This window comes from Streptomyces sp. R818, assembly GCF_056172735.1.
Map to the genome: position 1 here is coordinate 273866 of NZ_JAOCNE010000004.1, position 20438 is coordinate 294303.

At 72.7% G+C, this 20438-nt stretch carries 21 protein-coding genes; 10 read left to right on the top strand and 11 right to left on the bottom strand.

Translation table 11 applies throughout. The annotated features are described in order from the left end of the window. The first annotated feature begins 32 nt into the window (after positions 1-32). Positions 33-932: a LysR family transcriptional regulator gene (locus N5I75_RS14215; RefSeq protein WP_476677466.1), complete on the top strand. Its 900-nt coding sequence runs from the start codon at positions 33-35 to the stop codon at positions 930-932. A 269-nt stretch (positions 933-1201) separates the two neighbouring features. On the opposite strand, the gene N5I75_RS14220 is transcribed toward N5I75_RS14215, so the two are convergent. The 3 genes from N5I75_RS14220 to N5I75_RS14230 form a co-directional block, all read right to left on the bottom strand. Beyond that, a complete protein-coding gene (locus N5I75_RS14220; protein ID WP_476677468.1) occupies positions 1202-3349 on the bottom strand; it encodes a putative bifunctional diguanylate cyclase/phosphodiesterase in 2148 nt (715 codons plus the stop codon). Then, positions 3346-4161: an SAM-dependent methyltransferase gene (locus N5I75_RS14225; RefSeq protein WP_476677470.1), complete on the bottom strand. Its 816-nt coding sequence runs from the start codon at positions 4159-4161 to the stop codon at positions 3346-3348. Before N5I75_RS14225 ends, N5I75_RS14220 begins: the two co-directional genes overlap by 4 nt. Before the next feature lie 251 nt (positions 4162-4412). Next, positions 4413-5369 (bottom strand): SCO0930 family lipoprotein, encoded by a 957-nt coding sequence (locus N5I75_RS14230; RefSeq protein ID WP_476677472.1) that lies wholly within the window; start codon positions 5367-5369, stop codon positions 4413-4415. A gap of 250 nt (positions 5370-5619) precedes the next feature. On the opposite strand from N5I75_RS14230, the gene N5I75_RS14235 reads away from it, so the two are divergent. The 3 genes from N5I75_RS14235 to N5I75_RS14245 all read left to right on the top strand — a co-directional run bounded on the left by N5I75_RS14235 (position 5620) and on the right by N5I75_RS14245 (position 7669). Next, on the top strand, positions 5620-6234 hold the full coding sequence (locus N5I75_RS14235) for a hypothetical protein (protein WP_476677474.1): 615 nt from the start codon (positions 5620-5622) through the stop codon (positions 6232-6234). A 17-nt stretch (positions 6235-6251) separates the two neighbouring features. Beyond that, on the top strand, positions 6252-7013 hold the full coding sequence (locus N5I75_RS14240; RefSeq protein WP_476677476.1) for a bestrophin-like domain: 762 nt from the start codon (positions 6252-6254) through the stop codon (positions 7011-7013). 146 nt (positions 7014-7159) lie between these two features. Continuing rightward, positions 7160-7669 (top strand): hypothetical protein, encoded by a 510-nt coding sequence (locus N5I75_RS14245; protein ID WP_476677478.1) that lies wholly within the window; start codon positions 7160-7162, stop codon positions 7667-7669. Positions 7670-7700: 31 nt separating this feature from the next. Here the strand turns inward: N5I75_RS14245 and N5I75_RS14250 are convergent, their stop codons facing one another. Further along, on the bottom strand, positions 7701-7988 hold the full coding sequence (locus N5I75_RS14250; protein ID WP_476677480.1) for a hypothetical protein: 288 nt from the start codon (positions 7986-7988) through the stop codon (positions 7701-7703). Between the two features lie 189 nt (positions 7989-8177). On the opposite strand from N5I75_RS14250, the gene N5I75_RS14255 reads away from it, so the two are divergent. The 3 genes from N5I75_RS14255 to N5I75_RS14265 all read left to right on the top strand — a co-directional run bounded on the left by N5I75_RS14255 (position 8178) and on the right by N5I75_RS14265 (position 10893). Beyond that, entirely contained in the window at positions 8178-8840 is a 663-nt protein-coding gene (locus N5I75_RS14255; RefSeq protein WP_476677482.1) for a class F sortase, read from the top strand. Between the two features lie 44 nt (positions 8841-8884). Continuing rightward, positions 8885-9346, top strand: a complete 462-nt coding sequence (locus N5I75_RS14260; RefSeq protein ID WP_476677484.1) for a universal stress protein — start codon at positions 8885-8887, stop codon at positions 9344-9346. Positions 9347-9444: 98 nt separating this feature from the next. After that, complete coding sequence (locus N5I75_RS14265) at positions 9445-10893, top strand: amino acid permease (RefSeq protein ID WP_476677486.1); 1449 nt, start codon at positions 9445-9447, stop codon at positions 10891-10893. A gap of 41 nt (positions 10894-10934) precedes the next feature. On the opposite strand, the gene N5I75_RS14270 is transcribed toward N5I75_RS14265, so the two are convergent. Then, on the bottom strand, positions 10935-12116 hold the full coding sequence (locus N5I75_RS14270; protein ID WP_476677488.1) for a CapA family protein: 1182 nt from the start codon (positions 12114-12116) through the stop codon (positions 10935-10937). 215 nt (positions 12117-12331) lie between these two features. Between N5I75_RS14270 and N5I75_RS14275 the strand changes: the two genes are divergently transcribed. Continuing rightward, positions 12332-12868: a sigma-70 family RNA polymerase sigma factor gene (locus N5I75_RS14275; protein ID WP_476677490.1), complete on the top strand. Its 537-nt coding sequence runs from the start codon at positions 12332-12334 to the stop codon at positions 12866-12868. Positions 12869-13023: 155 nt separating this feature from the next. Beyond that, the gene (locus N5I75_RS14280; protein WP_476677492.1) at positions 13024-13524 is read left to right on the top strand and encodes a hypothetical protein; all 501 of its coding nucleotides are present in this window, start codon (positions 13024-13026) and stop codon (positions 13522-13524) included. Between the two features lie 15 nt (positions 13525-13539). Here the strand turns inward: N5I75_RS14280 and N5I75_RS14285 are convergent, their stop codons facing one another. The 4 genes from N5I75_RS14285 to N5I75_RS14300 are packed head-to-tail and all read right to left on the bottom strand — an operon-like array spanning position 13540 to position 17596. Next, complete coding sequence (locus N5I75_RS14285; protein ID WP_476677494.1) at positions 13540-14733, bottom strand: sensor histidine kinase; 1194 nt, start codon at positions 14731-14733, stop codon at positions 13540-13542. Then, complete coding sequence (locus N5I75_RS14290; protein WP_476677496.1) at positions 14730-16433, bottom strand: sodium/solute symporter; 1704 nt, start codon at positions 16431-16433, stop codon at positions 14730-14732. Before N5I75_RS14290 ends, N5I75_RS14285 begins: the two co-directional genes overlap by 4 nt. Continuing rightward, a complete protein-coding gene (locus N5I75_RS14295) occupies positions 16430-16798 on the bottom strand; it encodes a hypothetical protein (RefSeq protein ID WP_476677498.1) in 369 nt (122 codons plus the stop codon). Before N5I75_RS14295 ends, N5I75_RS14290 begins: the two co-directional genes overlap by 4 nt. A gap of 48 nt (positions 16799-16846) precedes the next feature. After that, on the bottom strand, positions 16847-17596 hold the full coding sequence (locus tag N5I75_RS14300) for a LytR/AlgR family response regulator transcription factor (protein ID WP_476677499.1): 750 nt from the start codon (positions 17594-17596) through the stop codon (positions 16847-16849). Positions 17597-17686: 90 nt separating this feature from the next. Between N5I75_RS14300 and N5I75_RS14305 the strand changes: the two genes are divergently transcribed. Then, complete coding sequence (locus N5I75_RS14305) at positions 17687-18346, top strand: zf-HC2 domain-containing protein (RefSeq protein ID WP_476677501.1); 660 nt, start codon at positions 17687-17689, stop codon at positions 18344-18346. Positions 18347-18418: 72 nt separating this feature from the next. Here N5I75_RS14305 and N5I75_RS14310 read toward each other — a convergent pair whose 3' ends face one another. Further along, positions 18419-19279, bottom strand: a complete 861-nt coding sequence (locus N5I75_RS14310) for an Fpg/Nei family DNA glycosylase (protein WP_476677503.1) — start codon at positions 19277-19279, stop codon at positions 18419-18421. An 81-nt stretch (positions 19280-19360) separates the two neighbouring features. Beyond that, complete coding sequence (locus N5I75_RS14315; protein ID WP_476677505.1) at positions 19361-20299, bottom strand: PRC and DUF2382 domain-containing protein; 939 nt, start codon at positions 20297-20299, stop codon at positions 19361-19363. Positions 20300-20438 lie beyond the last annotated feature (139 nt).

The window sequence follows — 20438 nt, forward strand, 5'->3', positions numbered from 1 at the left end:
CATTGCCTATGCGGGGAACTATCGTGGCGTTCATGCAGTTCCAGCAGCTTCAGTACTTCGTCGCCGTGGCGGAGACCCGGCACTTCACCCACGCCGCCGCATTGGTCCATGTGGCCCAGCCGTCGCTCTCCCAGCAGATCCGGGCCCTCGAGCGGGAGCTGGGGGCGGACCTCTTCCACCGCGCCCGGGGCAACATCACGCTGACGGACGCCGGTGAGGCGCTGCTGCCGCTGGCCCGGCGGATCCTCGCGGACGCGGACACGGCGCGCTACGAGGTCCAGGAGCTGGCACAGCTGCGGCGCGGGCGGGTCCGGCTCGGGGCGACCCCGTCCCTGTGCACGGGCCTCCTGCCGGACGTGCTCCGCGCCTTCCACGACCGCTATCCCGGGATCCAGCTGCTCATCGAGGAGGGCGGCTCGCTCGACCTCGTACGGGAGCTTGCGCGCGGGGCGGTGGATCTGGCGCTGGTGGTCCTGCCTCTTCCGGCGCCGGCGCCCGCGCTGACGACGGTGGAGTTGCTGCGGGAGGAGCTGGTGGTCGTCTCGTCACCGAGCGCGCCGCGGCCGGGGCGGGGGCGGAAGTCGGTCCGGATCTCCGATCTGGAGGGGGAGCGGCTGGTCATGTTCCGGCACGGTTACGACTTGCGGGAGCTCACGGTGGCGGCGTGCCGGGCGGAGGGGTTCGAGCCGGATTTCGCGGTCGAGGGGGGTGAGATGGACGCGGTCCTGGGTTTTGTCCGGGCCGGGCTCGGCGTCGCCGTGGTGCCCCGCATGGTCGCGCTCCGGGCGGGGCCCGGCCTCCGCGTCACGCCTCTGGCGCGGCCCGGTCTGCATCGGACCATCGCGCTGGCCCACCGGAGCGACGTGGCTCCGCCTCGGGCGGCGCGTGAGCTTCAGCGCATGCTTTTCGAGCGGGAGCGCGCCGCGCCGTAGGGGTCACGTCCCATCGCCGAGTGCGAGTCGCGTCGTGGCTGGTCGCGCAGTTCCCCGCGCCCCTGAGGCATGCGGCTTCGCCGCAGCCCCATAGCTGGAATGCCGCACGCAGTGCGCATTCCAGGGGCGCGGGGAACTGCGCGACCAGCCAGCGCGGCGCCGCAGCCGACGACGAAGACAGGCATCGCGGCGCAGCCGCATGCCCAGGGGCGCGGGGAACTGCGCGACCAGCCACGACGGCGGCGCACACGACACTCGCTCCGCGTGGGCTAGCCGGTCGCGTCGGCCAAGGCCAGTTCGTGCAACCGATCCGGCGGCCCGGGACGCGCGTAGTACCAGCCCTGGGCCGTGTCGCACCCCAGTTCCCGCAACTGCTCGGCCTGAGCCCCGGTCTCGACCCCCTCCACGGTGACCGCCAGATCCAGGGAGTGGGCCAGTGCCACGATGCCCTCGACGATCTTCAGGTCCACCGGATCCGCCGGGAACTGCTGCATGCCCTGCGTGAAGGACCGGTCCAGCTTGAGCACGTTCACGGGCAGGCGCCGCAGATTCGCCAGGTTCGAGTACCCCGTACCGAAGTCGTCCAGGGCTATGTCGACCCCCATCTCCGACAGGCGTCGAAGCGGCTTCAGAAGGTCGTCGTCCGCCCCGATCAGCGCCGACTCGGTCACCTCCAGGCACAACGCCCCCGGCGCGAGCCCGGACCGCTCAAGGATGTCGACCGTGTCGGAGACCAGCCCGGGGTGCGTGAGCTGCATCGGCGAAAGGTTCACGTTGATGCGGAGCGGCCCCGCGTCGGCGTGCCGCTGCTGCCAGACGCGGGCCTGGCGTACGGACTCCTCCAGGACCCACCGCCCGAGCGGCACGATGAGCCCGGTGTGCTCGGCGAGCGGGATGAACCGGTCCGGTCCGAGGACCCCGTGCTGCGGATGGCGCCAGCGCACCAGCGCCTCGGCACCGCGCACGCTGCCGTCGCCGAGGTGGACGAGGGGCTGGTACTCGATGAAGAACTCGCCGCGGTCGAGCGCGGCGGGCAGCGCGGTGGTGAGGCCGTGCCGGGTGATGGCGCGGGCGTCGGCCTCGGGGTCGGCCAGCTCGTAGCGGTTGCCGCCCGCGGACTTGGCCCGGTACATGGTGATGTCGGCGCTGCGGAGCACCTCCGCCGGGCTGCGGTCGCCGACCGGGCCCTCGACGATGCCGATGGAGCCGCGCACCGTCAGCTCGCGGTTGTCGATGCGGATCGGCGAGGCGAGCGCTCCCATGATGCGGTCGGCGAGTTCGTCGACCTCGGCCTCGGTGTCCCCGCCGGTGGTGAGCGCCACGAACTCGTCGCCGCCGAGCCGGGCGACCATCTCGCCGGGGGCGGTGGCGCAGGCCTGGAGCCGGTCGGCGACCTCGACGAGGAGCCGGTCGCCCACCGCGTGGCCGAGGCTGTCGTTGATGGTCTTGAAGCCGTCGAGGTCGAGGTAGCAGAGGCCGAACCGCATGCCTTCGCCCGCGCCGAGCACCTTCTCCAGGCGTTCGAAGAACAGGGTGCGGTTGGGCAGTCCGGTGAGCGCGTCGTGCGTGGCCTCGTAGCGGAGCCGGAGGTTGAGCAGGCGGCGCTCGGTGGTGTCCTCCAGGAGCGCGAGCTGGTACTGGGGCACACCGTCGGCGTCGCGGAGCAGCGAGACCGTGAGGTTGGTCCACAGGGCCGTGCCGTCGGGCCGGTGGAACGCCTTCTCGACGCGGTAGTGCTCGCGCTCGCCGCGCACCAGCTCGTGGTAGAGGTGCCAGACCTGCGGCGCGTCGTCGGGGTGGGTCCACTCGGCGACGTTGCGCCCGCGCAGCATTCCCTCGGCGCCGCCGAACATCCGCACCAGCGCGTCGTTGACCTCCAGGACGGTGCCGTCGAGGGAGGCGATGCTGATGCCGATGGCGGCGCCGTGGAAGACCGCGCGGAACCGGGCCTCGCTGGCGTGGAGCGCCTCGGCGACGGCGCTGCGGGCGTTGAGCGCGGCCAGCGAGATGGCCTCCTGCTCGGTGCGGGTCCGCTCGCGCAGCGCGGCGGCGAACCCGGCGGCGACGGTGTGCTGGAGGCGGGCGCAGCGGGCCCGCAGGTCGTCCTCGCGCTCGGCGGTGCGCGCCTCCTCGCCGCAGTACAGGACGAGGTAGGCGTCGACGACGTCGAGGGTGCGGCTGAGCGCCTCCGGGTCGGTGCAGTGCACGTCGATCAGGGCCGCGCCGACGGCCTGCCCCTGCGCGGCGTCCAGGGCCCGTGCGCCCAGCGCGTCGCGCAGGCTGCGGGCGAGCGGCACGAGTTCCTCCTCGAACTCGGGCCTGGTCAGGGAGGTCGCCGTCACCGGGAAGATGGCCCGGCTCCAGATCGTGGCGAACCTGCGCAGTCTGTCCTCCGGTCCGCCCGGCTCTGTGCTCACGGCTTGCGCCCCACTCCCACATAGCCCGCGAAGGTGAACGGGTCCTCGTCCTCGGGCGCGGTCTGCGGCCGCCACACCGGCATGGGCACGATGCCCGGCTCGACCACCTCGTACCCCTGGAAGAACCGTCCGATCTCGTCGCGGCTCCGCATGATGAGCGGGTTGCGGACGTCGTCGCGGTAGACGTCGACCGCCCCGCCGGCCTGTTCCTCGGGTATCGGCATGCCTTCGTAGGTGGCGTGCGTGATGATCAGCACGCTGCCCGGGGCGAGCGCCTCGCGCAGTTCGGCGACCGCCGCGTAGGGGTCGTCGGCGTCCTCGATGAAGTGCAGGACGGCGACGAGGAGCAGCGCGACCGGGCGGTCCAGGTCGAGGAGTCCGGTGACCTCGGGGCTGCGCAGGATCTCGCGCGGCTTGCGCAGGTCGGCGGCGACGACGGCGGTGTCCGGGTTGCCGTCGAGGACGGCCCGGCTGTGCGCGACGGCGACCGGGTCGTGGTCGACGTAGACCACGCGGGCGCCGGGTCTTGCGCGCTGCGCGACCTCGTGGACGTTGCCGAAGGTCGGGATGCCGGAGCCGATGTCGAGGAACTGGGTGATGCCCTCGTCGACGGCGTACCGCACGGCGCGCCGCATGAACGCCCGGTTCGCCTGCATGATCTTGGGCAGGCCCGGCAGGAACTCCATGGCCCTGCGTGCGGCCTCCCGGTCGACCTCGAAGTTGTGCGAACCGCCCAGGTAGTAGTCGTAGATCCGGGACACGCTGGGCACCGAGATGTCGATGCCCTGCGGGGCCCAGGCAGGACGATCCATCACTCTCTCCAAGGCGTAGGCGAGCCGGTGTTCGAGCAGAGGCTACTGATCAGCCGCCAAAGGTACGAGCCAAACCGGAAATTGACCATCCGTTCTCGGTCACTGCCTGCGGCACGTGCCAGAAGATGCGGTTCCGAAACCGCCTCGAAACCGCCTCTTTCCCCAACGAAGAGAACCGGCCCGTTCCCGGCGTATGACCTTGTCACGGCCATACGGGGAACGGACCGGCATTCGACCGATCCTCCAGCGTTCTACTGCGCGGGGCGGCCCACCGGCTTGCCGTCGGGCGCCGCCGCGTACCACGTGCCGCCCACGCCCTGGCCGTTGGTGTCACCGGGTTTCGTGTCGCCGGAGAAGGTGTACACGGGCCAGCAGTTCAGCGTCTGCTGCTGGGTCCCGTCGGGCCGGTCGAAGGTCATGTAGCCCTTCAGGGGGATGTTCTTCGTGTCGTTCTTGGCGACCGGCGCGACCGCGGGCCACTTCTTCGCGCACGCGCCGACGCAGTTGGACTTGATCGGCCAGGCCGAGTCCTTCAGGAAGCGGTAGACGGTCATCCCGTTCTTGTCGACGACGATCTCGCCGAGCTTCGGGTCCATCCGCGTCGACAGTCCGGCGAGGTCGGCGGGTTGCGCGGCGGCCGGGCTCGCCTTCTTGCCGTCGGGGGCGGCGGCGTACCAGGTGCCGCCCACGCCCTGCCCCTTGGCGTCGCCGGGCGCGGCGTCCATGGCGTAGCGGTACATCGGCCAGCCGTCGATGGTGAGCTGCTTCGTGCCGTCGGCCGCGGTGACCTCGCCGATCAGGGCGGCATCGACGCCGGGCGCGGCCTCGGCGCCGCTCGCCGGGACCGCCGGCCACGCCTTCAGGCAGGTCGCGTCGCAGTTCGACTTGGGCGGCTGCGCCGTGTCCTTGTCGAAGCGGTAGAGCGTGAACCCGGCGCTGTCCGTGACGACCTTGCCGAGCTTCTTGCTGTCCCAGACGGTCAGCTGCCCGGCGGCCTTGGCCTTGGGCGCGGCGGCCCCCTCCTTCGCCGAGCCGTATCCGTCGGACCCGTAGCCGTCGGAGCCGTAACCGCCCTGCGCCGGAGCGGCGTTGCCCACGTTCTGACCGTTCGCCGCACCGTCGCCGTTGTCCTGACCGCACGCCGTCGTCAGCGCGAGCAGGGCAGCGGCTGTCGCTACGAGCGAGGCGTTCCGCCAGGAGGTCTTCATCGTCAACTCCCGTGTGTTGCTGGGGTGTTGTGGGAGCCCGGTCGGGTCCGCACATGGCCCTAGGTACGGGCGGGGACGGTGGGTGTGTTCAACGGAAGCCGAGAATTCTCGCGGTGCGGGTCCGCCCGCCGCACCACACGGACGAGGGACAGGGCGGGGCGCAAACCTCGAACGCGCCTGTTCCCCCCGTTCGGGGCATTGCGGCGCGCGGACGGCGTGCCGTACCGCGCGGGCGCTCATCATCTCCGTCGTGCATCGAACCCAGCGGGCCAGGTCCGCCCTGGTCACCCGAGTCCTCGCGGTGGTGGCCGCCGCCTGGCTGTGCGGCGCGCCCGCCGGGGCCGCGGCCGCGCTCGCCCCGGCCGACGCCTGTGCGTGGGCCTCGGTCGACGGCGGGGCGAGCGGCGGCGCCGTCGCGGTCGCGGGCTCCGACATCGACTGCAGCCCGAAGCCCACCCCGCCCCCGCCGAAACCGACCCCGCCGAAGCCCAAGCCGCCTCCCCCGAAACCGGCCCCGCCGGCGCCCAAGCCGCCCCCGCCGAAACCGGCGCCCCCGGCACCCGAGCCGCCCCCACCGCCGGTCCCCGCGCCGACTCCGCCCCCGACGCGCGCCGCGCCCGCGAAGCCCGCTCCCCCGCCGCCGCCCGCGCCGAGACCCGAGCCGCCCAGGCCCACGCCGAAGCCGACACCCAAGCCGACACCGACGCCGACGCCCGAGCCGTCACCGACACCGAAAGTCCACTACCCCGCCCACCGGCCCACGGTGCACCGCGCACCGCCGCGCGGCGGCCCGTCCCTCGTCACCGTCACCCTGCTCATCACCGCGCCCGCGATCCTCGCGGTCGCCGCACTGCGCCCCCGCTGAACCTGTGTGGAGATTCGATGTCGGAATGGCTTGTTCTCGCCCTCGCGATGATCGCCGTGTGCGCGGTCGTGCTCGTCGTCCAGGTGCTGCAACAGCGCAGGATCGGTGAGGACGACGATCCCTCCGAGACTCCGGACGTCATCGAGTACATGACGATGATGATCGGCGTGGTCTACGCGATCGTCCTCGGCCTGGCCATCGCGGGTGCCTGGGAGGCGCGCAGTGCGGCCGAGGACAGTGTGCGCAACGAGGCGCAGGCGCTGCACGAGATCCATGAGCGCGTCCGCGTCTATCCGGACGACGTCCGGGACCGGATCCGGGCGGATGTCGACACGTATGTCAGCCATGTCGTGACCACGGAGTGGCACGCGATGCGGACCAAGGGCGAGCTGACGGGCGAGGGCACGAAGCTGTTCGACAAGGTGCGCCACGACGTCACGGACTTCGAGCCCGAGAACGACTTCCAGGCCCAGGCGTACCAGCCGCTCCTCGACCAGGTGACGGCGGCCGACGACGCGCGCAACGCCCGCGCGGACTCGACCGGGGCCACGATGCCGGGCGTCGTCTGGTTCGGCCTGATCGTCGGCGGCCTGGTGACGATCGGCATGATCTTCGCGCTGCAGATCCGGCGCACCCGCCGCGAGATCGTCCTGGCGGGCCTCTTCTCGTCCCTGATCGCCTTCCTGCTCTTCCTGATCTGGGACTTCGACGCCCCGTACAGCCGGGGCGCGGCGGCCACCGCGGAGCCGTTCCTGATGCTCTTCCCGGGGGCCGGCTGACCCCGGCGGCAGAAGGCGGCGTCCCCCGTTCGCCCGCCACAACGCGCGCCCATTTGGGGCAATCCATAGGATTTCGGTCACGAGGTGCTGTCCCCAGCGAGCGGAAACGGTCCGCGGCCGCCCCTCGTGGACCCGGAGGAACCCCCATGCACGCGATACGCGCCGCTTCCGCCGCCGTGCTCGGCCTCACCGCGCTCACCCTCGCCGCGCCGTCCGCCGCGGCGGGGGACGACCGGTCGTTCGACGTCAGCGCCTCGCCCACCACGATCTCCGCGGGCGGCAAGGTGACGCTCACCCAGAGCGGCTGCCCCGGCAAGACGACGGTGACCGCCGGGATCTTCGACACCGTGAAACTGGACGGCGGAAGCGGTTCGAAAGCGGTCACCGTCGACTGGGACGCCAAACAGGGCGCCATGTACTCGGTGACGTTCTCCTGCGAGGGCCGCCCCGACCGGTCCGTGGACCTCACCATCGCGGGCGGCAGGCCCGACGAGCCCACGCACCAGCCCGCCGACCACGGCGTCCACGCGGGCGCAGGCGGCAGCGTCGGCGGTTTCGACCTGCGCGAGATCGGGCTCGGCGCGGCCCTGCTCACCGGCGCGTTCGGCACCGCCTACTGGTTCGCGCGGCGCCGCACCGGCGACGACAAGAGCTGACGGCGCCCACGGCACCGTAGCCCTTGGCCCGTCACCGTCTGCTCTCCGCGCGGCGACGCAGGCAGAACGCGCCGCCGCCGATCAGCCCGGAGGCGACGAGCGCGCCCCCGATCGCCATGTCGGCGGAAGTGGCCTCCGGGCGGCGCGCGCCGTCGGAGTCGTCGCTGTCACGGCTGTGCCGGACGTGCTCGCGCGGCTCGGCCGCGACGGACGTGCCGGACACGCCGGACGCGCCGGACGCGACAGAGACGACGGGAGCCGCCAGGGTGACCGCGAACGCGGCCGCGGCGGACACGGCCAGGGCACGGGTGCAACGCATACGCATATGGATCCTCCGCGAGGAAGCGACCCCGGGCGACGGCCGCGGGGACGGGGGGCGGGAACGGCGAACAGTTGTCAGACGCACCATCAGACGGCGCGCGCGAAACCGCACTTCGGGGCTGGGCCGGATGGCGCACCGGCCCCGGACCGCGCTGCCGTGCCGCCACGCCCGGAAGGGGATGAGCCGATGTCCGACACAGCTCCCGACGAGACGGCGGAGCGGCCCCGGGGGCGCGCGCCGTGGGGCGTCCTCGCGCTGGTGCTGCTCGCCGGTCTCGCGCTGATCCGCAACGGCTCGGGCGAGACCGACACCGGTCCGCCGCAGCCCGCCTCGGCCGCCGCCGCCGACGCGCGCACCCCGGCGCGGGACGCGTCGAAGGCCGCGGAGCCGCTGCCGTTCTCGCCCGCCGAGCGCGTCCGGGTCCCCGCGATACAGGTGGACGCGCCGGTCACGCAGGTCGGGCTCGACGCGGAGGGCTGGGTGGACGCGCCGCCGCCCGAGGACCCGAACCTGGCGGGCTGGTTCACCGGGGCGGTCTCCCCCGGCGAGCAGGGCACCTCCGTCGTCGTCGGCCACGTCGACAACCTCCAGGGGCCCGCCGTCTTCTACGGGCTCGGCTCACTGAAGAAGGGCAACCACGTCGAGGTGGCGCGCGCGGACGGCAGGACCGCCGTCTTCGAGGTCTACGGGATCGAGGTCTTCGACAAGGCGCACTTCCCCGGCCGGAAGGTCTACGGGCCCACGGGCGCGCCGGAGTTGCGGGTCATCACCTGCGGTGGCGGCTACTCGAAGCAGCACGGGTACGACGGCAATGTCGTGGTCTTCGCCCGCCTGGTCTCCGCACGCTGATCCCCGCCGCTTCCGCCACCTGGGGTTTCCGTTAGCCTCTGCGCGTGACCGATCAGCAGCCACACCAGTTCGAGCGCGGCTCCGACGGGCCCAAGGTGATCGTGGTCGGAGTCGACGGCTCCGACTCCTCCTTCCGCGCCGCCGCGTACGCCGGAGGTCTGGCCCGGCGCCAGCGTGCGCTGCTCGCCGTCGTCTATGTGCAGCCCGTGCTCGCGGGCGGCGCCGCGCTCGGCGTCCCCGTCGCCGAGACGACCGACGAGATCGCCGAGAGCCTCATCGCGGAGATCCGCGAGGCCACGGAGCGGGTCAAGGACATATACGACGTGCGCTGGGAGTTCCACACCTTCCGCGGCGACCCGTTCAACGGCCTGGTCACCGCCGCGGACGACCTCAAGGCCGACGCGGTCGTGGTCGGCGCCTCCGAGCAGGCCGGTCACCGCATCGTCGGCTCGGTCGCGGTCCGGCTCGTGAAGGCCGGGCGGTGGCCCGTCACGGTCGTGCCGTAACGGGCCACCGCCGGGAGAGCGCGTCGTCTTCCGTCGCCGCCGCCGCGGGTGCATCATGATCGGCCGTCAGCCGTCACGCCCCGCGAAGAGGTGAGCTCATGGCCGTTCCCCCACGCCCGCGCATGGGACAGGGCGTGCTGCGCCGCAAACCCATCGAACAGATCGATGACACCGAGGGCGCGGCGGGCGGCGGCTCGCAGCTCACCCGCTCGCTCGGTCTGTGGCAGCTCACCGCGATCGGCGTCGGCGGCATCATCGGCGCGGGCATCTTCACCCTCGCGGGCACCGTCGCCAACGGCACGGCGGGCCCTGCCGTCCTCATCTCCTTCCTCATCGCGGGCGTCGCGAGCGCGGCGGCGGCCCTCTCCTACGCCGAGTTCGCCGGGCTCATCCCGAAGGCCGGGTCGGCGTACACGTACGGCTACGCGGTCCTCGGCGAACTCGCGGGCTGGTTCATCGGCTGGGACCTGCTCCTGGAGTACACGGCGATCGTCGCGGTCGTCGCCATCGGCATCTCGGGGTACTTCAGCTTCCTGCTCGGCGAGATGGGCCTGGACCTGCCGCACTGGATGCTGGGCGCGCCCGGCACCGGCGACGGTCACAAGGTCGACCTGTTCGCCGCCGTGCTGTGCCTCCTCATCGCCTATCTGCTCACCCTCGGCATCCGCAACGCGGCCCGCTTCGAGACGGTCGTCGTCGTCCTCAAGGTGCTCGTGGTGCTGCTCGTCATCGGGGTCGGCGTCTTCCACATCAACACCGGCAACTACACACCTTTCTTCCCGTTCGGTGTGAGCGGCGCGTTCACGGGCGCGGCGACCGTGTTCTTCGCCGTCTTCGGCTACGACGCCATGTCGACGGCGGCGGAGGAGTCCAAGGACGCGCAGCGCCACATGCCGAAGGCGATCCTGTACTCGCTCGCCATCTCGATGGTGCTGTACGTGCTCGCCTGCCTGGTCCTGACCGGCATGCAGAACTACAAGGACATCGACCCGGAGAGCGGGTTCTCGACGGCGTTCAAGGCGGCCGGGCTGAGCGGGCTCGCGGACGTGATCGCGGTGGGCGCCATCATCGGCATCCTCACCGTCATGTTCACCTTCATGCTGGGTGTGACCCGGGTGTGGTTCTCCATGTCCCGGGACGGGCTGCTGCCGAAGTGGTTCGCGAAGACACACCCGACGCGGCACGTGCCCACACGTGTGACGTGGATCGTCGGCGTCGCGTCGGCCCTCATCGCCGGGTTCCTGCCGATCGGCGAGGCGGCCGAACTGACCAACATCGGCATCCTCCTCGCGTTCGTCGTGGTCTGCGTCGCGGTGATCGTCCTGCGCTACCGCCAGCCGGAGCTGCCGCGCACGTTCCGCACGCCGGGCATGCCGGTCGTGCCCGCGGTGGGGGTCGTCTTCTCGATCTGGCTGATCACGTTCCTGCAGTGGCAGACGTGGGTGCGGTTCGCCGTGTGGTTCCTGATCGGCCTGGTCATCTACTTCGGGTACTCGTACAAGAGGTCGGAGCTGGCGCGCACCACCGAACCGTCGGACCGGCCCTGACCCGCCTCGACCTGTCGGGGTCCGCCCTCTGGGCTCGGCGGCTACTTTCCCATCGCCAGGCCGTCGTCGGCGGCGCCCCGGCTGAGGACGACGTGGCGGATCCTGTCCCGCAGGGCACGCACGTCACGGCCCGCTCCCCGGGCCAGGGCGTGGTTCAGGTTCACGACGCGGTCGGTGCGCAGGTCGAACCGCATGGGGAGGAACTCGGCCTTCGTCACCGGCCAGCGGTCGCCCGGCCGGGCGGGGCGGGTGAAGGTGAAGCGGCCGATCGTGGACAGGTTGCCGCGGACGTCCACGGCGCCGTCGGGGTTGTACATCTCGCCCGCGATCTGGTCGCCCATGCCGTAGATGATCCACATGCCGTTGACCTTCTCGTACGCCTGCGGGACATGGGCGTGGGTGCCGAGGATCAGGTCGATGTCGGGGCGGCCGTGCGTGCGGGAGGCGGTGAGGTCCCTGCCGAGGGTCAGCTGCTGCTCGTTCGGCGCGTCCTGCCACTCGGTGCCCCAGTGCAGCGACACGACGACGATGTCGGCGCCCGCCCGCCTTGCCGCGCGGGCATCGGCGATGATCCGCCGGCGGTCGATCAGGTTGACCGTCCAGGGACGGCCCGGCGGCTGCGCGTAGCCGTTCGTGTCGTAGGTGTACGCGAGCTGGGCGACCTCGGCGCCGTCCGCGCGCAGCCGCGCCGGGCCGCGCCCCTCGGCCGCCGTACGGCCCGAGCCCGCGTGCGTGATCCCGGCGCGGTCGAGGGCGCCCAGGGTGCGGGCGACGCCGGCGGCACCGGCGTCGAGGGTGTGGTTCGAGGCGGTGGAGCAGGAGTCGTAGCCGGTGGCGCGCAGACCCGCGGCGACCTGCGGCGGGGACTTGAACGCCGGGTAGCCGCTGTAGTCGCCGTGCGCCCCGTACACCGTCTCCATGTGGCAGATCGCCAGATCGGCCGGGGCGACGACCGACCGGGCTCCCGCGAGCATCGGGCGGAAGTCGTAGCCGCGGCCGCCCGCGTCGGCGCGGGCCCGCCGGATGATCGAGCTGTGCGGGAGGACGTCGCCGGACGCGACGAGCGTGAGGCCCTCGTCCGGCGCCGCGGGGGCCGCGCCCGGGGTGCGGAGCGGCGGTGCGGGTGGCGGGGCGGCACAGGCGGTGCCGAGGGCGAGCAGCGCGGCGAGGCAGGCGCCGACCGCCCCGCGCGTACTCCGTGGCATCGGCGTCATCGGTGGCATCGGGCGGTCTCCTTGCGCAGAGGCATGTATGCACGTATGGATATACGCGGGCAAACAGGGTGTAAGCCTCCGTACCAGGCAGTTCCCTGAACGGGTGGCGCCGCGCTGCGCCACCCGGCCCGCTCACCGCACCGTTCGCCGACGGCATCGACCGCCTGCCGCAGAGCCGCGCCTGCCCCCTGGGCGGGACCGGCGCCCTGCGCTGGCATACGCGCATGACGACGGCGTTCACGACATCCACGACCCCTGAGGAGGACCTCGCACAGGTCCAGCGGGAGCACGGCGGGCCGCTGTTCTCGTTCCTGCTGCGGCTGTGCGACGGGGACCGCCAGCGCGCGGAGGACCTGGTCCAGGAGACGTACGTACGGGCCTGGCAGCACCCGGAGGCGCTCGACTCCCGGTACGAGTCGGTACGGCCCTGGCTCTTCACGGTCGGGCGGCGGCTCGCCATCGACGCCCGCAGGGCCCGGCTCGCCCGGCCCGCCGAGGTGGGCGACGCCGTCCTCGACAGCGCGCGGGTCTGCGCCGACCACGCCGAGCGGTCCGCCGCCGCGCTCGACGTGCGCGAGGCGGTCGCGACGCTCAGCCCCGAGCACCGCGCCGTGCTCCTGGAGGTCTACTTCAGGGGCGCCAGTGTCGCGGAGGCCGCAGGAGCGCTCGGCATCCCCCCGGGTACCGTGAAGTCCCGCGCGTACTACGCGTTGCGCGCGCTGCGCAGGGTGCTTCCGGGGTACGCGCCTGACCTGCGGTGAAACTGTGGGTCGGGTCAAGTATCGGTAAAGCGCCTTGCCCGGCGCGGTGTTTCCTCGGTTGAGTAATCCGCTGTCCTCCCCGGCGAGTTGGACGAGTTGCACGGGTGGGGCCCGGGGGCCGGCGAAGCGCACGGACCGGAGGAAGGCAGGAAGGGATGTTGCACGAGAGCCAGGGCGGTGCCTCGGGCGCCGACGGCGGGGAACTCGTCGTTCCCATGGCGTGGTTGTACGCCGAGTACATCGCGGACGAACTGTTGCGTACCGGGGATCTGATGCCCCCCACGTCCTTCGAGTTCCGGGCCGGGCGCGACGCGCTCGCCCTGACGATCTTCCTGTCCGACTCGGACGACGAACTGTCCGGGATCCGGGTGGTGTCGCAGCTGGAGACGTGGTCGTCGCTGACGGCGTACGACCAGCCGTGGCAGGAGTGGGTAAGGGAGCGCTTCGCGGAGCGGGAACGGGAGTGCGCGGCGGGGTCCCCTTCCGTGGATCTGGAGCTGGCCGCCGCCGCGTGGCGGTGGCTGGAGGAGACGGAGCTGCTCGCGCCGGATCTGGACGCCGTGCCGGTGCCGGACGAGGAGGACGGGCCCAAGGTGTGGACTCCGGCGTGGCAACTGGGGCTTCCCCTCGGCCACTTGGCCATCCATCTGTTCTGACGCCGCCGCACAGCCTCAAGGTGCGTAGACGCCCGCCCTGTACTTCGGGATGCGGATCGTGATCTTCGTGCCCGCGCCGATACCCGTCTCGATCACCAGGCCGTACGCGTCGCCGAACACCTGCCGCAGGCGTTCGTCGACGTTCGACAGGCCGATGCCGTGCGAGGCGCCGCCCTCGCCGCGCAGGACCGCCCGCAGCTCCTCGGGGTCCATGCCGACGCCGTCGTCCTCGATGACCACCTCGGCCTCGGCGCCCGCGTCCTTCGCCCCGATCGTGATGCGGCTGTTCGTCACGGCGCCCTCCAGGCCGTGCTTCACCGCGTTCTCCACCAGCGGTTGCAGGCACAGGAACGGCAGCGTGACCGGGAGGACCTCCGGGGCTATCTGCAGCGTCACGGAGAGGCGGTCGCCGAAGCGGGCGCGGACCAGGGCCAGGTACTGGTCGATGGAGTGCAGCTCGTCGGCGAGCGTCGTGAACTCGCCGTGGCGGCGGAACGAGTACCGGGTGAAGTCGGCGAACTCGAGGAGCAGTTCGCGGGCGCGCTCCGGGTCCGTCCGGACGAACGAGGCGATCGCGGCCAGGGAGTTGAAGATGAAGTGCGGGGATATCTGCGCCCGCAGCGCCTTGATCTCGGCCTCGATCAGGCGGGTGCGGGAGCGGTCCAGTTCGGCGAGTTCGAGCTGGACCGAGACCCAGCGGGCCACCTCGTCCGTGGCCCGCGCCAGCACGGCGGACTCGCGGGGCGCGTAGGCGACGACCGCGCCGAGGACCCGTCCGTCCGCCACGACCGGGGCCGCGACCGCCCAGCGCAGGGTGCAGTCGAGGTCGTCGCAGCCGCAGCCGAACGCGACGGAGCGGCCTCCGGCCAGGACCGGGGCGATGCGCGGCATGACGTGGGCCGAGTGCGGGTGCTGGGCGGTGCCGTCCCAGGCCAGGACCGTCGAGCGGTTGGTGAGGGCCAGGGCGTCCGTGCCGAGCAGCGTGCGCAGGCTGCGGGTGGATTTGCGGGCGGTGTCCTCCGTCAGGCCCGCGCGCAGGGCCGGGGCGGCCAGGGAGGCGGTGTGCAGGGTTTCGAAGGTGGCGCGTTCCACCGGGGTGCCCACGTCGCTGCGGCCGGCGGGGTGGGTGGTGCGTCTGCCGATGAGGAACCCTGCGGCCAGGAGGGCTGGGCAGAGGGCCAGGAGGGTTGCTGTGACGGTGCCGGTCACTGGGCGTGGCCTTCCGTCGTGGGGGGTTCGATCGTTGCGCGGCTGCGAGTTGTGGGTGGTTGCTCGCGCCGTTCCCCGCGCCCCTTCAGGGCGCCATTCGCCGTGGGGGGCTCGGTTGTTTGGCGGGTGCAAGTTGTGGGTGGTTGCTCGCGCCGTTCCCCGCGCCCCTGCGGGGCGCTTTCGCGCGCCCTTGGTCTTCCTGAGCGGAGTGTTTCCGGGAGGTGGAGGCGGGTCATGGTTGCCGTGGTGTGCGGGGGGATCGTGTGGGGGGTGGTCCAGGACACCAGGATCATCGTCAGGAAGCCGACCGGGACCGACCAGAGGGCCGGCCAGGCCAGGAGGGTGTGGAGCCAGCCGTCCGCCGCCACCCCGGCCACCGTCGACGTCACCGCGACGAACGCCGAGCCGCCGCCCAGGAACAGGCCCGCCAGCGCGCCCGGAGGGGTCAGGCGGCGCCACCAGATGCCGAGGATCAGGAGCGGGCAGAAGGAGGACGCCGAGACCGCGAACGCCATGCCCACCGCGTCCGCCACCGGGACCCCGTCCACCAGCAGCGCGCCCGCCAAGGGGACCGCCATAGCCAGCGCCACCGCCAGGCGGAAGTGGCGTACCCCGCGTCTCGGCAGCACGTCCTGGCTGACGACGCCCGCCACCGCCATCGTCAGGCCGGACGCCGTCGACAGGAACGCCGCGAACGCGCCGCCCGCGACCAGAGCCCCCAGCAGGTCCCCCGCCACGCCGTCCACCATCAGGCCCGGCAGCAGCAGCACCGTCGCGTCCGCATCGTGGGTGGCGGCGAGACCGGGCGCGTACAGGCGGCCGAGCCAGCCGTACAGCGGGGGCAGGAGGTAGAACGCGCCTATCAGCGCGAGGACCACGACCGTCGTGCGGCGGGCCGCGCGGCCGTTCGGGCTCGTGTAGAAGCGGACCACGACGTGCGGCAGCCCCATCGTGCCGAGGAACGTCGCGACGATCAGCCCGTACGTGGCGTAGAGCGGATGGTCCGCGCGGCTGGTGGCCAGGGGCTGGCCCGCGCCGACGCCCGCCGAGGGCAGGTCGGCCGGGATCGCGTCGCCCGGCGGGCCGCCGCTCCCCCGCCAGGCCAGGAGCAGGAAGAACGCGGGGACGAGGAGCGCCGTCAGCTTCAGCCAGTACTGGAACGCCTGCACGAAGGTGATGGAGCGCATGCCGCCCGCCGCCACCGCGAGGACGACGACCGCGGCGACCAGCGCACCCCCGAACCAGCGCGGCGCCCCCGTGAGGATCTGCAGGGTCAGGCCCGCGCCCTGGAGCTGCGGCACCAGGTACAGCCAGCCCGCGCCGACGACGAACACGCCGACCACGCGCCGCACCTGCCGCGACTCCAGGCGGCCCTCGGCGAAGTCCGGCAGCGTGTACGCGCCCGAACGCCGCAGCGGGGCCGCGACGAAGACCAGCAGGACGAGGTAGCCCGCCGTGTAGCCGACCGGGTACCAGAGCATGTCGGGGCCGTGCACCAGGAGCAGGCCGGCGATGCCGAGGAAGGACGCCGCCGAGAGGTACTCGCCGCTGATCGCCGCCGCGTTCAGGCGCGGGCCGACCGTGCGCGAAGCCACGTAGAAGTCGGACGTGGTGCGGGAGATGCGCAGGCCGAAGCCGCCGATGAGGACGGTGGCGAGGACGACGACGGCCACCGCGGGGATCGCGTACGCCTCGTTCACGGCGCTCCGCTGTCACGGCCGCGGACCAGGTCGGCGAAGTCGCGCTCGTTGCGCTCGGCCCGGCGCACGTACCACCAGGCGATGAGGGTGAGGAAGGGGTAGCAACCGACCCCGAGGACGAGCCATTCGACCGCCGTGTTGCGCAGGGCGCCGAAGAACAGGGGCAGGACCGCCACCGGGAGCGCGAGGACCGTGAACGCCGCCGTCGCCGCGCGGAGCTGGCTGCGCATCAGCGAGCGCACGTAGGCCGCGCCGAGCGGGGTCTGTTCGTCGATCTCGCCCTGGGTGCGCAGGCCGGGCGGACCGGTCGCGCCGTGCACGGTGCGCGGCTCGCCGGTCACCACCTGCCGCCGTGGTTCGGACACGGGCGGAGTGTAGGCGGGCGCGGGGCGGTGAAGGAAGGGGTGCGCTGGTCAGCCGGTGGCCCGGCGCATCAGCAGCTCCCGTACGCGGCTGGCGTGGCGGCGGCTCACGGCGATCTCCGCGGCGCCGACGAGGACGGTCATGCCGCCGCCGTCGAGCCGGAGTTCGTCGATGCGGTGCAGGGAGACGAGGTGGCTGCGGTGGACGCGGACGAAGCCGAGCGGCTGCCAGCGCTCCTCAAGGGTGGTCAGCGGGATGCGGACCAGGTGGCTGGCGCCGTCCGTGGTGTGCAGGCGCGCGTAGTCGCCCTGCGCCTCGGCGTACGTGATGTCGGAGACGGCGACGAGACGCGTCACGCCGCCGAGTTCCACGGGGATGCGGTCGGCGACCGTGGCAGGGGGCGGGGCGCTGGCCGCCCGCTCGGCGACGCGGCGCACGGCTTCGGCGAGCCGCTCGCGGCGGACCGGCTTGAGGAGGTAGTCGACCGCTTTGAGGTCGAAGGCCTGGACGGCGAAGTCCTCGTGCGCGGTGACGAAGACGACCAGCGGGGGGCGCGCGAAACCGGCGAGCAGGCGGGCCACGTCGAGCCCCGTCAGGCCCGCCATCTGGATGTCCAGGAAGAGAACGTCGACGGCGTCGTCGCCGCCCGGCCCCTCCTCCAGGGCGCGGCCGATGCGGCGCAGCGCCTCGGTGGCGTCGGTGGCGCCCTCGGCGGTGCGCACGCGCGGGTCGGCGCGCAGGAGGTAGAGGAGTTCGGCGAGGGCGGGTTCCTCGTCGTCGACGGCCAGTACGCGCAGCATGCGGCGGAGTGTAACCGGGCGGTCGCCGGGCGGTCGCTTGAGTGATTCGGGCGCCGGGTGCGTACCGGTGGGCGAGAGCGGGAGGAACGCATGAGGTCCCTGGAACGGCATCGCGACGCCGGCGCCTACGCGCTGGGGGTCCTGGACGCGGCGGACCGGTTCCGCTTCGAGGACCATCTCGCCGAGTGCGTGACGTGCGCGGCGCGCCTGCGTGAACTCGGGCCGGCCGCCGACGTGTTGGACGTGTACGCGCGGGCCACGCCGCGCTGCGTGGAGCTGTTCGCGCGCCCCGCGCCGACGCTGGTGGAGCGCGCCGTCGACCGCCTGGCCGCGCTGCATCGCCGGACACGGCGACGGCTCTGGGGCGCGGCCGTCGCGGCGGCGCTGCTGCTCGGCGCGGCGGGCCAGGGCGCGGCGCTCCTCGCCGGGAGTTCCGGTGCCGCTCCTGCGCCCCTGACCCTGCGCGGCCGGGACCCGGCGACGGGGGTCGCCGCCACGCTCACCGCACATGAGCGCGGCTGGGGCACCCAGGTGGACCTCGATGTCCGTGATCCGGGCGGTCCCCGGGTCTGCGAGCTGGTCGCGGTGGACCGGGACGACACCGAACAGACGGTGGCGAGCTGGTCGGTACGGCCCCACGAGAACGTCGAGGTCCAGGGCGGCGCGGCGTACCGGCCCACCGAGATCCGCAGGTTCGAGGTACGGGCCGCGAGCGGCGACCGGTTGCTGGCGCTGCGGGTCCCCGGCTGACACGGCGGCGCCCGGTCCCCGGTCGTTCCCGGCCCTGCCGGTGACCGGCCGACGCGGCGCGCACCGTCGGCCCTACTTCAGCAACCGTGACAACCGGCGGTCGGCCAAGGGCTTGCCGCCCGTCTGGCACGTCGGGCAGTACTGCAGCGAGCTGTCGCTGAAGCTGACCTCGCGGATCGTGTCGCCGCAGACGGGACAGGACTGGCCGGTGCGGCCGTGGACGCGCAGCCCCGTCTTCTTCTCCGCCTTGAGGCGGCCTGCCGCGACGCCCCGCGAGCGTTCGACCGCGTCCTTGAGGGTGGTGCGCAGCGCCTCGTACAGGGTGTGGATGTCGTCGGGTTTGAGGGTCGCCGTCTGCTTGAAGGGCGACATGCGGGCCACGTGCAGGATCTCGTCGCTGTAGGCGTTGCCGACGCCCGCGATGAGGCTCTGGTCGCGCAGGGCGCCCTTGATCTGGCGGCGCTCACCGTCGAGGAGCCCGGCGAAGGCCGCCTCGTCGAAGTCGTCGGCGAGCGGGTCGGGGCCGAGGCCCGCGATGCCCGGTACGTCGCTGGGGTCGGCGACGACGTAGACGGCCAGGCCCTTCTTCGTGCCGGCCTCCGTGAGGTCGAAGCCCGCGCCGTTCTCCAGCGCGACGCGCAGCGCCAGCGGGCCCTTGCCGGGCTTGGGCGGTCCGTCGGGGAGCCGCTCCCGCCAGTGCAGCCAGCCCGCGCGCGCCATGTGGGTGACGAGGTGCAGGCCGCCCGTGTCGATGTCGAGGAACTTGCCGTGCCGGGCCACGGAGGTCACGGTGCGGCGTTCGAGCGCCATGGGCGGCGGGTCGTACGTCTTCAGGACGTTGACGGCGACCGGCAGGACGCGGGTGATCTCGTGCCCCACCAGGTGCTCGGTGAGGAAGTCCGTCAACGCTTCGACCTCGGGCAATTCCGGCATACGTCCAAGAATGCCACGGCAGACGCCGGCGGGCCCGGCCGGAGGATTCCGACCGGGCCCGCCCACCGCCGGAGGGAGGCGTCAGTGGCGCGGGCCGTGGCCCGGGCCGGACTTGCCGTCGCGCGGCATGCCCTTGCGGTCGCGCGACTCGGGGGTGTCGTACTCGATCCGCTCCTTGCGGACCGTGCCGGAGACCTCGTCCGTCTCGGTGACCTTCTCGGTCTCCAGGCGGACGCGCTCGACCGGGACGGTCTCCTTGCTGACCACGGCCCGCTCCTCGTGGAGCGTCACCTCGGTCTCGGCCTCGCCGATGGTGGCCCGCTTGGCGTCGCCCTCGCGGATCGGCTCGCGCACGACGCGGACCTCCTCGTGGGAGACGGGCACGGACGTGGTGACGTCCTCGGTCTCGACGACCTTGCGCAGGTGGGCCTGGCCCACCTCGTGCTCCTCGGTGCCGACACGCAGCCGCTCCTCGGAGCGGATCATCTCGTCCTTGCCGTCCATCCCGGCGCCGGAGCGCATGGCGGGCTCACGCTGCCCGGCACCCGCACCCGCACCCGCGGCGGCGGCGTGACGGCCGCGGTGCTCGTCGCCCCGCATGCCTCCGCCCATGCCCGCGCCCATTCCGGCGGCCGTACCGGCGGCGGCGTCGCCCCGCATGCCGGTGCGCCCGGTGTCGCCCGTCGGGGCGGCGGACGGCGACGAGAGGCCGTAGTGGCGGTACAGCTCCTGCTTCTCGTCCTGGTCGAGGTGCTGGTCGGCATCGACGCGGGGCGCGTCCTTGACCGCCTCCTTGGTGTACGCCACCTTCAGCTGGTCCTCCGCGCGGCTGGCGCCCGCCAGCGGCACGAAGCTCTCCTTCATGCCGAAGAGGCCGGTCTTCACCGTCACCCAGTCGGCGCGGCCCGTGGCGTCGTCGAGATAGACCCGCTCAACGCTGCCGATCTTCTCTCCCGTGCGGTCGTACGCCGTGAGTCCCACGAGGGCATCGGGGGTGTTGAAGGTTTCGCCCTGCGTCATGCGTGATCACTCCCTCCGGGAACATGGGGGCGAACGGAGGTCGCCGCTTCGACCATGTGCCTCGTTCCCCATGGCGCGGCACCATCGGCGTCCGTGCAACAAGGGGCTTCACGGGCTGTGACCGGATGGAGCAGCGAGA

Bases quoted from the DNA above. Each gene is read 5' to 3' on its own strand.
- N5I75_RS14245 (WP_476677478.1), top strand. From the start codon at position 7,160: ATGCACGCGATACGCGCCGCTTCCGCCGCCGTGCTCGGCCTCACCGCG.
- N5I75_RS14275 (WP_476677490.1), top strand. From the start codon at position 12,332: ATGACGACGGCGTTCACGACATCCACGACCCCTGAGGAGGACCTCGCA.
- N5I75_RS14255 (WP_476677482.1), top strand. From the start codon at position 8,178: ATGTCCGACACAGCTCCCGACGAGACGGCGGAGCGGCCCCGGGGGCGC.
- N5I75_RS14270 (WP_476677488.1), bottom strand. From the start codon at position 12,116: ATGCCACCGATGACGCCGATGCCACGGAGTACGCGCGGGGCGGTCGGC.
- N5I75_RS14310 (WP_476677503.1), bottom strand. From the start codon at position 19,279: ATGCCGGAATTGCCCGAGGTCGAAGCGTTGACGGACTTCCTCACCGAG.
- N5I75_RS14250 (WP_476677480.1), bottom strand. From the start codon at position 7,988: ATGCGTTGCACCCGTGCCCTGGCCGTGTCCGCCGCGGCCGCGTTCGCG.
- N5I75_RS14315 (WP_476677505.1), bottom strand. From the start codon at position 20,299: ATGACGCAGGGCGAAACCTTCAACACCCCCGATGCCCTCGTGGGACTC.
- N5I75_RS14280 (WP_476677492.1), top strand. From the start codon at position 13,024: ATGTTGCACGAGAGCCAGGGCGGTGCCTCGGGCGCCGACGGCGGGGAA.
- N5I75_RS14265 (WP_476677486.1), top strand. From the start codon at position 9,445: ATGGCCGTTCCCCCACGCCCGCGCATGGGACAGGGCGTGCTGCGCCGC.
- N5I75_RS14215 (WP_476677466.1), top strand. From the start codon at position 33: ATGCAGTTCCAGCAGCTTCAGTACTTCGTCGCCGTGGCGGAGACCCGG.
- N5I75_RS14230 (WP_476677472.1), bottom strand. From the start codon at position 5,369: ATGAAGACCTCCTGGCGGAACGCCTCGCTCGTAGCGACAGCCGCTGCC.
- N5I75_RS14305 (WP_476677501.1), top strand. From the start codon at position 17,687: ATGAGGTCCCTGGAACGGCATCGCGACGCCGGCGCCTACGCGCTGGGG.
- N5I75_RS14300 (WP_476677499.1), bottom strand. From the start codon at position 17,596: ATGCTGCGCGTACTGGCCGTCGACGACGAGGAACCCGCCCTCGCCGAA.
- N5I75_RS14225 (WP_476677470.1), bottom strand. From the start codon at position 4,161: ATGGATCGTCCTGCCTGGGCCCCGCAGGGCATCGACATCTCGGTGCCC.
- N5I75_RS14240 (WP_476677476.1), top strand. From the start codon at position 6,252: ATGTCGGAATGGCTTGTTCTCGCCCTCGCGATGATCGCCGTGTGCGCG.